8 protein-coding genes are annotated in these 13,780 nt (G+C 52.9%); 2 read left to right on the top strand and 6 right to left on the bottom strand.

Annotated elements, in window-relative coordinates:
- The 3 genes from BM412_RS32265 to BM412_RS27340 all read right to left on the bottom strand — a co-directional run bounded on the left by BM412_RS32265 (position 1) and on the right by BM412_RS27340 (position 2,046).
- A complete protein-coding gene (locus tag BM412_RS32265; protein WP_177246121.1) occupies positions 1-147 on the bottom strand; it encodes a hypothetical protein in 147 nt (48 codons plus the stop codon).
- A 578-nt stretch (positions 148-725) separates the two neighbouring features.
- A complete protein-coding gene (locus BM412_RS27345; RefSeq protein WP_091224865.1) occupies positions 726-1,457 on the bottom strand; it encodes a WecB/TagA/CpsF family glycosyltransferase in 732 nt (243 codons plus the stop codon).
- Positions 1,458-1,524: 67 nt separating this feature from the next.
- A complete protein-coding gene (locus BM412_RS27340) occupies positions 1,525-2,046 on the bottom strand; it encodes a hypothetical protein (protein ID WP_091224864.1) in 522 nt (173 codons plus the stop codon).
- Positions 2,047-2,200: 154 nt separating this feature from the next.
- Here BM412_RS27340 and BM412_RS27335 point away from each other — a divergent pair, with 154 nt between their 5' ends.
- A complete protein-coding gene (locus BM412_RS27335; protein WP_091224863.1) occupies positions 2,201-2,710 on the top strand; it encodes a Gmad2 immunoglobulin-like domain-containing protein in 510 nt (169 codons plus the stop codon).
- A gap of 63 nt (positions 2,711-2,773) precedes the next feature.
- Here BM412_RS27335 and BM412_RS27330 read toward each other — a convergent pair whose 3' ends face one another.
- Positions 2,774-3,175, bottom strand: coding sequence for a VOC family protein (locus BM412_RS27330; RefSeq protein ID WP_091224862.1), 402 nt, complete (start codon positions 3,173-3,175; stop codon positions 2,774-2,776).
- A gap of 425 nt (positions 3,176-3,600) precedes the next feature.
- On the opposite strand from BM412_RS27330, the gene BM412_RS27325 reads away from it, so the two are divergent.
- Positions 3,601-11,070 (top strand): immunoglobulin-like domain-containing protein, encoded by a 7,470-nt coding sequence (locus BM412_RS27325; RefSeq protein WP_091224861.1) that lies wholly within the window; start codon positions 3,601-3,603, stop codon positions 11,068-11,070.
- 47 nt (positions 11,071-11,117) lie between these two features.
- Here the strand turns inward: BM412_RS27325 and BM412_RS27320 are convergent, their stop codons facing one another.
- Positions 11,118-11,636, bottom strand: coding sequence for a GNAT family N-acetyltransferase (locus BM412_RS27320; protein WP_091224860.1), 519 nt, complete (start codon positions 11,634-11,636; stop codon positions 11,118-11,120).
- 87 nt (positions 11,637-11,723) lie between these two features.
- Entirely contained in the window at positions 11,724-13,715 is a 1,992-nt protein-coding gene (locus BM412_RS27315; RefSeq protein ID WP_371264864.1) for a DEAD/DEAH box helicase, read from the bottom strand.
- Positions 13,716-13,780 lie beyond the last annotated feature (65 nt).

The raw sequence follows: 13,780 nt of genomic DNA, 5'->3' as shown, positions 1-13,780 counted from the left end.
TCAGCCGCTTTTTTTGTATACGGTTGGGAACCGCCGCATGAGGCGACGATTCCCAAACACGGACACATTGCTGCACTGCCCGACCAGCCGCGGAGCGTATCCGCTTAACGGCACCCACCACCTGCTGCCCGCTGACCGACGATCCATTTCTAACCTCTGACCTCCTTTTGTCCGCCGCCGACCAACCACCAATTACTTGCTGACCGCTGCCCAACCTCCAACCTCTGACCACTGTCCGCTGCACCCTGTCCACCGATCAACCTCCAACTACTTACTGCCTGCTGATCGCTAACCAACCTCCAACTCCTGACCGCGCGACGTCCACCGATCATCCTTCAACCACCTGCTGTCCGCCGCCCAACCTCCAAATCATGCGACAAACGCTGCGGATTCCACCGCTCACGCACATCGGAAATTCTAACGAATCCTACAGGTCTTATTTCTGCTAATTTGCTCGATTTAAAATTCTAACGAATCCTACAGGTCTTATTTAGCCAAAACATACTCTTTGCCGTCCCATTTCCCCTAAATAAGGCTTCTACGATTCGTTAGATTCGAAAAGGGCATATTTTCGAGCAAATAAGACCTGTACAATTCGTTAGCGCGAAACCACCATAGCGGCATGAGCGCATTCCGAAGTTACGTGAACGAGATAGCCGCCTCTACATAGAGAAAGCCGCCTCGAAAGTCGCAATGCACACTTTTGAGACGGCTCTCTATTGGTTCTAACGACGGCGGTTCGTCAGTATCGTCACCGCAAACTTCGGCAGTACGAGCTGGCGGCGCCAGCGTGACGGCTGCTTGAGCAGTCGGTACAGCCATTCGACATTCAGCTTCTGCCAGATCACCGGAGCGCGTTTCACCTTGCCCGCGATGACATCCAAGCTGCCTCCAACGCCGAAGGCGACCTTCGCATGCAGGCGGCTCTTATGCTTGTAGATCCAGCGCTCCGCATTAGGTGCGCCGAGTGCTACGATCAGCACATCCGGACGCTTCTGTCCGATATCGGCAACAAGCGCTTCTTCCTGCCCGTCCTTGAAGAAGCCGTTATGTCTGCCGACAATCGTGACGCCCGGGTACTTGTCCGCGATGATTTCAGCCGCTTTCGCGTTGGTCTGCTCGTCCGCTCCAACGACATAAAGCGAGAAGCGATGCTGCTTCGCTTCCTCGAACAGCCGGATCAGCAAATCATAGCCCGTTACACGCTCCGGGATATGTTCGCCCTGCCATTTCGCGGCAAGCACCACACCGATTCCGTCCGGCGTAATGATATCCGCTTCGTCCACGATCGTCTGCAGCTGCTTCTCCGACCGTGCCGCCATGACAATCTCCGGATTGGCCGTAATGAGATGAAATAACGGCCGACCCTTCGCCGCGATCTGCGCTTGTACGAGCGCCACCGTATCCGAAAGCGTCCGCTTCGAGAACGAAACGCCCAATATATTGACTGTATTCATCCTACACCTTCCTCATATACACTCATGCTGTCTATTATTGTAGCACAAAGCCGAAATCCGTTGAAACCTAGCGGAACAGCCCGGCTACCCATCTGATAAAATCGCCCACGATCGGCACAAGGCCAAATCCATGCTCACCGATGGCGACGATTCCGTAGACTCGCTCGCCAATCGCAACCGCGCCAAGCACATGCTCGCCGATGGCCACGGCTCCGAGCGCATTTTGACCGATGGCTACTGCCCCGACAGCAGACTGACCGATCGCCACTGCCCCAATTGCCAATTCCCCAATGGCAACCGCCCCGGCAGACAATCCGCCCGACATGGCCACTGCGCCAAGCGCCAGCAGCCAGCCTACGGTCACGGCTCCCACTGAAATAATGCCGACCGAAACGGCCCCGCCTGCCACCAGCCCAATCGCCACGTCACCGAGCGCGATGATGCCGATCGCGACTTTAGGTTTGCCTTTGCCAACGCTGGTTCGAATGCTGATGAAAGGGAGCTTTGCAGTGGGCCACTGGTAGTCGATTTCTTCTTGCCCATTGCCTATGTATCGGTTGAATCGAAGCAATCGCCGCCATTCGAACATGAAGGTTCACTCTCCTCGCTTATACGAATATTATCCGTGCTGCTTGTAACGACTGATTCAAGCTGTTTCCTCAAGCGTATAATAAATTGAGAAGCGCAACAAGGATGAAGCATGAAAATATCCATTTCTGCTCACAGAAAGTAGATGATTCCGTATGAACCTTAAATCAATCCTGCTCCTGACTCTCGCGGCACTATTGATGGCCTCGGGATGCGGAAAACACGACGTCTATGTGTCGAGCTCGGCGGCCGGCGGCGAACCGCCTGCCAAGCAAGCAACCAACAGGAATGCAACCTCCAACAACTCGGAATCGAATTCACCTAAGGTCGCAGCAGGCAATGAAGCATTCAAAGTCTATGAGCCGGCCGAAGGAACCGTTGTCGGTAAGTCATTTGTCGTAAAAGGGCAGGCTCGCGTCTTCGAAGCGGCGTTCGGTTATTCGTTCGAGGATGGACATAACATGCTTGCCGAAGGGAATGTCATGGCTGATCAGGGAGCGCCGGAATGGGGCGATTTCGAGTTTACCGTTACGCTCTCGAGAGCTCCCACCAGTCCGACAGGCGTGCTGACGATCTACGAATCAAGCGCCAAGGACGGCTCGCACATCCACAAGCTCAATCTGGCTTATACATTCGAGGATGGCTTAATGAAGCTTGATAACTAGTTATGCAAAAGAGAGCCGTTCAAGACTGCGCCAACGCGTCATGTCTTAAGCGGCTCTCCGTCTTTAATGGCCCGGCTGTGTGGCAATTTGCCAACGGACGCCATACTTGTCCTCGATTCGGCCGAACATACTCCCCCAGAACATCCGCTCAAACGGCATGATGACTGTGCCGCCGTTCCCCGACAGATTGTTGAAGGCAACCTCCGCTTCTTCCTCCGTCTCGAACTCCAGCGTGAGGTCTATCCCATTGCCGCGCTGGATCGGTCCCGCATCCGCCATATAGAAGAGAAGACCCGCCGCCTGCAGCACCAGATGGATAACCCTGTCTTTGTCGTCCTCAGCAGCGCCCGGCATCATCTCACCGTACGTTTGCTGGCTTATAATTTCGCCGCCAAGTGCCTCCATATAGAAATTCGCCTGATCTTTCGCATCCTCGCAATAGAGGTACGGACGAAGCTTTGTCATCGAATCATCTCCTCCTCCGTTTATCAATAGTTACCACTTACATTGTTACCATAAAGTGTAACAAAACAAGCCTTCATTCGTAAATCCGGCTTCAGACTCGTCATAAACGAATCATAATACCAATATTTTTCCAAATAAACGCAATCTATTAACTATCTCTGCTTCGTCTCTAAAATTCCCCCTAATTGTATTAGGAAATCGATAGCACCCTTTCTTTTCAAAATTCTCCGCACACCGCCTGGTTACGGCTCTATTAGGTTCCACTAAGCGTTGACTCCTTGCTTTAATTCATAAACAACCCCTTCTTTTAATTGCCGAAATCCCCCCATACATGGACATTAGGCGTTCCGCTACAATTCAGGTAGATCGTCGTATTAGGCGTAAAAGCTCAACTGGCTAAACACTACAATTAAAGGAGCACCTCGATGAAAAGATCAAAAAGGATGACGAAATCGGTCGTATCCGTCTCTTTGGCTTGTCTCGTCATGACCAATATGCCATTGGCATATGCAGCCGCGGATCAACCGACATTTTCAACGAATCCGAACAAACCGGCAAGCGCGCCGGAGCTTCCAAAAGGGATCATAGTCAAAAACCCCGATGGGAAAGCTCCAGCCCAGCCCAAACTTACACCTGAACAGCTGCAAGGGTTGAAGGAAAAAGCAAAACAGAATCTGTCCGCTGCTATGGAAGAAGACCGGAAGAAAGAGCTTGAATCGCTTCAGAAAGTTCCGGCTGAAGCTGCTGCGCATAACCCCGATGAACTCGTATCGGTAATTGTCCAACTGAAAGGCCAGACCGTATCCCAACTTGCAGCACAAGGAAAAGTTGGCGTGAGTCAACAATCGCTGACTGCCGGTAAGACGGCCATTCAGAACGAAATCGATACTACGCAAAGCAAAATCATGAGCACGTTAGCCGGCAGTAAAGCGAAGAGCGGCAATGGACTATCCTTCAAGCATGAGTACCAGAATGTGTTCAAAGGCTTTAGCGTCGACAACATCAAGTACAGCAGCATCGAAGCAATCAAGAAGATGCCGAATGTCGCTGCCGTTACGCTGCAGCAGAAATACTATCCGGCGGAAGTCACTAATCAGGAGCATGAGCTGACGGGCATCGAGAACGTTTGGAGCGGAGCAGCCGTTGGCAAGGATTCCGGTTACAAGGGCGAAGGCATGCTCATCGCAATTCTGGACACCGGGATTGATTACACCCATGAAGCATTCCCAGCTCCTCAAAACATGAGCAAAGCAAGATTCCCTAAAGGTACGGGCAAGTACTCGGACAAGGTTGTCGCAGGCTATAACTGGGCAGACCAAACGGACGATGTTATTCCGCACATGGAGGATACGATGCTGTCACCGAGCAGCCACGGCGTCCATGTAGCAGGTACCGCTGCCGGTTCAAGCGCTGTCCTCAGGGGCGTGGCACCCGAAGCTCAGCTCGTGGCCGAGAAAGTATTCTCCGACATTCAGCCAGGCGCATTGACAGAAGACATTATTAAAGGGATTGATCATGCTTCATCCGTCGGAGCAGATGTTATTAATATGAGCTTAGGCTCCGCTTCCTCCTTTGACACGCGCGACCCTAAAGATCCGATGGGCATTGCTATCCGCAACGCAACGGATGCGGGACATGTCGTTGTCGTCTCTGCCGGCAACGCATCCAATGCCTACGCCGATCGTGGCGAGCTTGGCGCCCATTTGAAGCTCGGCGAGAATCCGGATTTGAATAAAGTCGGTAATCCGGGCGTCTATCCGGATTCCTTCACGGTTGCAGCCGCGAATAATATCGTGGAGAAGCACACCTATGAATTCCAAAGCGCTGATGTAGCCGGCTCCGTATTCGGCGAAGGCATCGACGACTGGCATATTACCGCAGGCCAGACCTATGAATTGGCTGCTTTTCCGGCAGATTATGACTGGCAAGGCTACGAAATCGGATTTGGCACGCCATCCGATTATGAAGGTGTCGATGTAACCGGCAAAGTCATGCTCGTTAAACGAGGCGCAATCTCCTTCATCGAGAAGGTAAAGCACGCCGAAGAAGCCGGAGCAGCAGGCATTATCGTCTATAACTCCTCTCCGGACAAGCTTGCACCTCCACCGCAAGGCTTTGGCATCATTCCTTTCTCTTTCATCAGTTATGAAGACGGGATGAAATTGAAAGAAGCCATTCTGGCAAACATCGAAGTCGGTGGCGGCGGTGGCGGCATCGATATCGGACCGCTGGATATCGGCATCGAAGTTCCAGGCGGCAGCGAGGAGCCTGCTCCACTGCCATCCATTCAGATCTCGATCGCTTCCGAAGAGATCGGGTCCGCTTTCGATGAATCCAACCCGGGTCAGCCAACCGACTTCACATCGTGGGGAACGACAAGCGACCTGCTCTTGAAGCCTGACGTTATGGCGCCTGGCCATGCAATCTTGTCTTCTGTTAGAACTTCTGACCCGAACGTAAACAACGCCTACGAAAAAGAAGACGGTACTTCCATGGCAGCACCTTATGTCTCAGGAGCCGTGGCAGATGTGATGCAAGCGCTCAAAGAGCGCGGCGTTCCTACCGGAGATCGGGCTTTTGCTCAATTGGTCAAAAACCTGATTATGAACACATCGGTTCCGACCAAACGGGATTATGTCAACGAAGAGAATTCGGCTTCACGCCCTGATTACAACACGGAGTACCAGCCTAGAAGACAAGGCGCAGGCATGATCCGCCCTGATCTGGCTGTTCAAACGCCTGTTGTCGTATCCGGAGCAGACGGCAAAGGAAGCGTCAGCCTGAAGGAAATCGGCAGAACCGCTACCTTTACGCTGACTGCGAAGAATATGACTGACAAAGAAACCGCGTATACGGTGAACGGCACGGTTATGACGGATTACCTGCATAATTCGATGCTAACCCATTCGGATAACATCCGCAGCCGCTATATGGAAGAGGCAGAGCTTACGTTTGATCATAATCAAATTACAGTTCCGGCGAATTCCACGAAGCAAGTCGTTGTGACACTGAATCTGGATGCTTCCACAATGAACAATATCTTCGTGGAAGGCTATGTTTATTTGACACCGACTGACAGCACGCTGCCTACGCTCAATGTACCGTATAGCGGTTTCTTCGGCGATTGGGACGAACCAAGCATCATTGATGCGCCGGTCTGGGAAGACACCCATCATGTATGGGCGGAATCCGGTCTCGGAACGCAAATGGGATTCCAATCCGGTCCGTACCAATTCTTTTATGACCTACCGGATACAGCGGAAGAAATCGCACTAGGCGATAAATATTATGCATTCAATCCTCGCCAATACATGGTTCCATTCCCAGCTCTTACTATGCTGCGGGATGCGCGGACTATAAATGTAGACGTTGTCGATGAGGACCACAATTTAGTCACGCACCTGGCGAATGAAGAGTGGCAAATAAAGATGGATCCATACTCAGGCGGAAACCCGTACACGCTCGTCGATGGAACAATTTGGGACGGGCGAAATTCAGGAGTTGAGTCGCCGGACGGACAGTACTACTTCGCCGTTACGGCAACGGCAGATATTCCAAATGCCAAGCCGCAGCCGACAATTTATATGCCAATGTATAAAGACACGCAAGCTCCGACGATCAATGTGATCAAAAATCCGGAGTATGATGAATCTACCCATCCTGAAGTTGCAGATAATGGCAACTATACCCTCCGCTGGACGGTAGATGACGAGGTTTACGGCAGCACAAATGCGAACATATTCTTAGCGCTCAACGGTTCCGAGCCATGGGATGATTACAAATCAATGGTGGTTCATAACCCGGATGGCTCTTACCAGTTGGAAGTACCGGGGTTGATCAACGGTCTCAATGTCGTTACCCTAGCTCCAATCGACAGTGTTGGCAACGAGGGCGATGCCGTGAATATCGTAATCGATAATTCGAGCAGCAAAGGCCTTTTTGTCGACGAATATACGACCACCATCAATGACTCGCTTCCAAGCGGTTACTGGAATGCGAATGTGCAACCAGGCGATCAGTTCACGCTGAGCTTCGATGCATTTGGCACAAGCCTGGCATCCGTTAAGCAGGTCCTTTACAAGCTTGAAGATAGCGGCACGCTTACGAAGGTCGGAGCTACGATCGACGACTCCGCAACTTGGGAGACAAAGGTTGGAGCAGACATTTCGAAATTTTCCATCACCGGACATGTAACTATTCCTTCCAATTTGCCGGATGGCCACTATATCACCTTCTTTGCTTGCCTAGAGGATGGTAGTGTGTGGGAAGCTGCTGAAACGGTTAACGGCATTTCCGACCTCACCGGCAGCGCTTATACAGGCATTCATACTTTCGTGGATACTCAAGCACCGACAGTTAAACTGAATACGGTGATGAGTGCGGATTTGACTCAAACGAGCGCATACGTGGATACGGACAAGCCGGATACGATCTCGCTTATGCTGGATACCGTTGCGCAAGACACAGTCGCAAACTCCAGAGGCTACAAGCTTGAGGTTGCAGTAGACGGCAGCTCATCGGAATCCATGGGAAGCATACTACGTGCTTCAACAGTCGAGGAAGACTTCCGATATCCGGTCGTTTTGAACGCCGGTGAGCATGTACTGGTTGTCAAGGCCACCGATTTCTTGGGCAACACGAGCAGCATCACGATTAACGTCACAGTTGATCTTGCAGGCAATGTCGTACAGGTGACCAATGACGGCGCAGGTGGAACAGCAACGATCCCGATTCAAGCTGTCCAGTACGCGAAAGACAATACACCGGAGTTTGTCATTAATCCCGGTGGACTATGGGAAGATGGAAGTTTCCATCTAGATAATATGGATCCTCTTGTATCCGGATATGTTTTACCGGCTTATGCTAATAACGGATCATCTGATCAGTTCGATCGCAATTTAGTGCCAATCGTACTCCTTGGCAATGAACAGGCGCTACCGGCGACAGGTGCTTACTACCCGCCGCTTAGCTCCGTTCCATACAATAGTAGACTCTACTATAACGCGGAACCAAGCGGTTATGGTGAACCTGCCGGCAGCTATACGTTCTACTACCAGCAGAGCGGTTATACAGACCCAGGCAGCATTCCTCAAGGGGATAGCGAGCTTCCATTCACGATGATCGACTATATGGGCAATAAGACAACGATCAAGATCCCGGTACACAAGAACTCGGAGCAACCGCGAGTTGAGCTCGACAATGTCATTACGGACGCAACCGGTACCGCGTCGTTCTATACAACAGGCGACTCCATTACAATTACAGGCACCGTGTTTGCGGATAATGCATTGGGTTATGATTTTGCTGCATCCTTGCAGGATTACAGAAAAACCATCAAAGGCTTACCTAGTTACAAGAGTCTGTTTGATGACAACTGGGTAGAAACAAAGTTTGATCAGGATTTAAAGTTCCCTGATAGTTTCGTGCAGCCTGCTGGCGAGCATCGTTTCAGCATTACGATCGACGATCTTCAGCACGGAGGAAACTTCTTAGGCATTGAAAGTGGACTGGCAATGGATGGCAAAGTGTTTTCCGGTTATTATACTTCCATCTTGAACCTAGTTGTTTACAAGATGGGCGGCGAGGAAAGCGCAGACCAATTCCAAGCGGCACAAGCGGTAAACAATCTCACTTGGGATATGCTGAACGGCGCTAACGTCGATGAGGCGCATGTGAGCACGAATCTTTCATTGCCTACCTCCGATCCGGGTAACCACGCCAAGATTACTTGGAGCAGCGATGACCCGAACGTCATCAATGAAACCGGACAAGTAACGAGACCTGCAGCTGAGCAGGCCGTAAAGCTTACGGCTACGGCAACAATGGGTACGGCAACAGCAGAGAGAGTCTTTAATCTGACTGTTTTGGCGGCAGCAGCTACAGATGAGCTTGCAACAGCAGATGATGCTGCAAGTGTTACATGGGACGTCATTCGCGGGGACAATGAAACCGAAGCTGATGTATCTTCGATACTAAGCCTGCCAACGCATGGCTCGAACGGATCTACGATTACATGGGCTTCGAATAAACCGAGGTTTATTACGAATCAAGGGCGCGTATTTATACCGCTGTTTGACGAAGGCGATGCTAACGTTGACCTGGTTGCCACTGTAACCAAAGGCGACAGCACATCCAAGACGACGTTTCATCTCACTGTTCTATGCGATACCAAGAACAAAGAGAAAACGCTTCTGCTCCGTGCAGCGAAATCGCTGAAGGTTTCCGATCTACTTGGCGAGAATGCTTCAGAGCTGTTTGTAACAAGCAAGCTAAACTTCCCGACTACGTACGGCGAAGACGGCATTCAAATTGAATGGTTGTCCGAGCATGAAGAGATCGTCGCGCCGGATGGTACTGTAACCAGACCCGCGGACCTCAATGCTTATGTTCCTGTAGCCGCTTACCTCACTTTAGGCAACTACTACATCTATGTCGATTTTGGTTTCTATGTCAGAAGCCTGGATCAAGAAGTGGCACTCGTATGGAATATGATTAAAGGCGGCAATGACAGCCAAAACGCTGTCACGGCTAACCTTCATTTACCGACCGTTGCTCCAGATGGCTCCGAAATTACTTGGACATCCAGCAATGAGTCGGTCGTTGAGAGCAATGGTACCGTTCACCCATCCAACCAGGACGTGGAGGTTACACTCTCGGCAACAACGACGAAATACGAAGTATTAGTTCACACAACCGCATTCCATCTTGTCGTTCTAGCAGCTCCGTCATCTAGTGGCGGTAGTGGTGGTTTCATCGGCGGCGGAACGGACAATGCCGGCAATGAACACACAGTCGTTATCGATTCAGGCAAGCTGACTAAGCCTACTGAAGGCGTTGTATCTGTCGAAGTGCCTGCTAACACAAGTGAAGTGAAACTGCCTGCGAACGCGGCCGACCTTCTAGCTGATAACAAGCTTGAAGTGAATACCGGCAATGTAACGCTGGAAATCCCTTCTGCACTGCTTGAGGCACTCACTGACAAGCTAACTGCAGAAGAACTGAAAAACGGTCAGATCTCACTGAAACTGAGTGCCCTGTCTGACACTGAGAAAGAAGCGCTTGAGAAAGCAAGCAGCACAGCATCTTATGCAGATGTGAAGGCAGTCGGCGGCGTTTATGAACTCGAACTGTCCGTAACGGATGCAACCGGCAAGAAGATTGCTACGCTTTCGACATTCAATGAACCGATCACGATTCGTTTGAAGGTCGATGCATCTGCAAATCTGGATAATACGGGCATTTTCTACGTTTCCGGTGATGGTAAGCTTGAATACATCGGCGGAACGCTCGAGAACGGCGAGCTGGTAGCGGAAATTTCTCACTTCAGCAAATACGCGGTTCTGGAAGTTACAAAGACGTTTACTGATGTTTCGAGCAGCCATTGGGCAGCCAAGGTGATTCAATCGTTGGCAGCGAAACAAATCATTAACGGTACAAGCCTGACGATGTTCACGCCAAACCGCAATGTGACACGCGCTGAATTCACGGCAATGCTCGTGAAGGCGTTAAAATTAACTGCGGCTGGGGACACGACCTTCAAGGACGTGGCAGCTGATGCCTGGTATGCACAAGCGGTATCCGTCGCGGTTAAAGCCGGCATCGTTAGCGGCAAGAGCAGCACGGCATTCGCTCCAAGCGCGCAAATTACGCGCGAAGAAATGGCGACCATGCTGATGCGCGCATACGCAGTCATGAAGGGAAGCGAGCCAGCGAAAGGTGCTGAAGCTTCATTCACCGATGCGTCCGCAGTATCCGCTTGGGCTGCCAACTATGTCGACGCGGCAGCAGCGCTGAAGCTGATCAACGGTCGCGGAGAAAGCAAGTTCGATCCGAAAGGCATTACGACCCGCGCAGAAGCTGCGCAAGTGATGTACAACCTCATTACGATTCGCTAATTATTAAAGGGATGCCACTTTGAATGTGGCATCCCTTTTTTTTTGCGTTATACACGATGAATCCAGAAACGCTTGACGACATTACCGTGTGCTTCCGTGAAGCTCGATTCGAATTGCCCGCCATTTCGCAGAATCGTGCGTTCGGAGCCGATATTGTCATGATCACAAATGACGAGGACTTCGCGTATGCCGAGCCCATCCGTCTCTTGGAGCGACAAGGCCAGAAGCTGCGCTGCATAGCCTTTGCGCCGCTCGGACGGAATAATGCCATAGCCGATATGCCCGCCGCTCTCAAGCAGCTTCTGATTGAGTCGATGACGAATATTAGCCGCTCCGACGACTTGCCCGGCATCGTCCAGCAGCCAATAGGTAGAATGAGGCACCCAGCCCTCAGGCGTGTTCTCCTCTTTGTGGGCTTCGTTCAATTGCTTGATGTATGCCGTAAAATCGCTCGGATCCAGGCCCACCACCCATGGGACAATATCCTCCCCGCACACGATCCATTCCCGGTAGAACGCCATGTAGGCCTCTTGCAAAGCCATTGACGGCTTCACCAACTGCACCATTTTCCCTCACTCCTTATAGAAAAAGAAGCAAGGCAGCGACAAAATATCGTCTTATGCCTTGCTTCATCCGTTGATGATGAGTTGATCTTAACGCGAGCCTTTGCGCTGCGGACGACCGCCCGCGCCTTGCTTCCCGCCGCCGCTGCTGCGACCGCCTTTGAAGCCGCCTGTGGATGGTCTGCCGCCCGAGGACGGTCTGCCGGTCGAGGAAGACCGAGCGCGATTCTTATCGCCGCCCCCGTTCGGGAATTGCGGTGCGCCTGCACCGCGGCTGCCGAATTCGCCGCCACGGCCGGTTCCGCCGCGCTGCGGGGAATCCCCGCGCGAAGCTGCTGCGCCGCCCCACTCGCTGCGCGGTGCCGATGCTCCGCGTGATTCGCCGCGCGGCGCAGAGCCGCCGCGGCTATCGCGCGATGCCGATGCTCCGCGGCCACCGCCGCCGAACTCGCTGCGCCCAGCCGACGCTCCGCGTCCGCGCGACGAGTCGCCGCCGCGTCCACGTGGCGCGTCGCCGCCGCGACCGCCGGTGCGCTCAGCATTGCCGCCGCCGAATTCGCCGCGGCCGCCTTCTTCGCGGGCCGGCGTGCTGTAGCGCCCGCGGCCTGCCGGCGCTGCGCCATCGCGCGAGCCTGCTCCGCCGCGTCCGCGCGGTGCTTCCGCTCTTGCCGCGCCCCATTGCGGCGCCTCTTCAGCGCCGCCGCGCACGCCTGCTCCGCGCGATTCGCCGCGCTTCGCCGCTCCACCGTATGCGCCGCCGCCTGAGTTCGCTTTGCGGCTGTCGATGTTGCCGCCGAAGCCGGATCGGCTCTTGCGGCCTTGCTGGCCGGAACGACCGCCTTTTGGCTCCCACTTGCCGGAAGCCGACTGGCCGGACGTTCCGCCTCTGCGGCTGGTGCCGCGCGATTTGCGTTCGCCGCCTTGGCGGTCCGGCGTATCGTCCATCACCGATGTGCGAACCGGCGCGCCGCCGCGGTTCTTCTCGCGCGGAATCGCCTGATTGATGCCTTTCTCGATGGCAGCAAGCTCCAGGCGATCATGCGGAGATACCAGCGTAATCGCAAGGCCATCTTCGCCTGCACGGCCTGTACGGCCGATTCGGTGAATGTAGCTCTCCGCATTTTCCGGAATATCGAAGTTGAATACGTGCGTTATCCCTTCGACATCGAGACCGCGTGCCGCAACGTCCGTTGCAACCAGCAAATGAATTTTCGCATCTCGGAACCGTTTCATAACCTGCTCGCGTTTGGATTGCGTGAGATCGCCATGCAGCTCGTCGCTGTTAAAACCATTCTCTTGCAAGAACTCATTAAGCGCGCTTGCCCGCTTCTTCGTACGGCAGAAAATAACGCCCAAATACGGGTTATACTCGCCCAGAAGCCGCTTAAGCTGCTCCATCTTGTCTTTCGCGCCGACTTCAACCGTCAGCTGGCGGATTGCCTTCACCGTCACTTGCGGTGCGCGCACCGTGATGTCCTTCGGTTCGATCATGAACCGCTGCGCCAGCGAGCGTACGCCGCCCGGCATGGTAGCCGAGAACAGCATCGTTTGCTTGCGGTAAGGCATTTGGCTCAAAATTTCCTCAACTTCTGTCAGGAAACCCATGTGCAGCATTTGATCGGCCTCGTCGAGCACGAGCATTTTGACCGCATTCAGCTTCACGGTGCCTCTGCGAATATGATCAAGCAGTCTGCCCGGTGTAGCTACAACAATGTGAACCGCACGCTGAAGCTTCCGCAGCTGCGATTCCACATCTTGTCCGCCATAAACAGCCAACACGCTGAACTCGTCCTTCGTTGCAAGGCGTTTCTTCAGTTCCGTCGTAATTTGCAGCGCAAGCTCACGCGTCGGCGTAAGGATGAGACCCTGCAAATCTTCGCGTTCCGGTCTGATTTTCTCCAGCATCGGAAGCAGGAACGCGAGCGTTTTGCCCGTACCTGTCTGTGCCTGACAGATTACGTCGCTGCCCTGCATAATAACGGGTATTGCGCCCTCTTGAATCGGTGTCGCTTCATGAATTCCTTCATTGCGCAGCGACTGCGACCGTTCCTTGGCAATACCTAATTGTTCAAAACCTGCCAATACATCCACCTCTTTTAGTTATAAAAACCTTCCCGTTCGAAAACCGGCATTTCTATCGTACCACA

This window comes from Paenibacillus sp. BC26, from assembly GCF_900116125.1.
GTDB lineage: Bacteria > Bacillota > Bacilli > Paenibacillales > Paenibacillaceae > Paenibacillus_Z > Paenibacillus_Z lignilyticus.
This window is presented reverse-complemented; position numbering and strand designations above follow the sequence as displayed.

Coding starts and splice junctions, on each gene's coding strand:
- BM412_RS32265 (WP_177246121.1), bottom strand. CDS start 147: ATGGATCGTCGGTCAGCGGGCAGCAGGTGGTGGGTGCCGTTAAGCGGA.
- BM412_RS27340 (WP_091224864.1), bottom strand. CDS start 2,046: ATGTTCGAATGGCGGCGATTGCTTCGATTCAACCGATACATAGGCAAT.
- BM412_RS27335 (WP_091224863.1), top strand. CDS start 2,201: ATGAACCTTAAATCAATCCTGCTCCTGACTCTCGCGGCACTATTGATG.
- BM412_RS27330 (WP_091224862.1), bottom strand. CDS start 3,175: ATGACAAAGCTTCGTCCGTACCTCTATTGCGAGGATGCGAAAGATCAG.
- BM412_RS27345 (WP_091224865.1), bottom strand. CDS start 1,457: ATGAATACAGTCAATATATTGGGCGTTTCGTTCTCGAAGCGGACGCTT.
- BM412_RS27320 (WP_091224860.1), bottom strand. CDS start 11,636: ATGGTGCAGTTGGTGAAGCCGTCAATGGCTTTGCAAGAGGCCTACATG.
- BM412_RS27325 (WP_091224861.1), top strand. CDS start 3,601: ATGAAAAGATCAAAAAGGATGACGAAATCGGTCGTATCCGTCTCTTTG.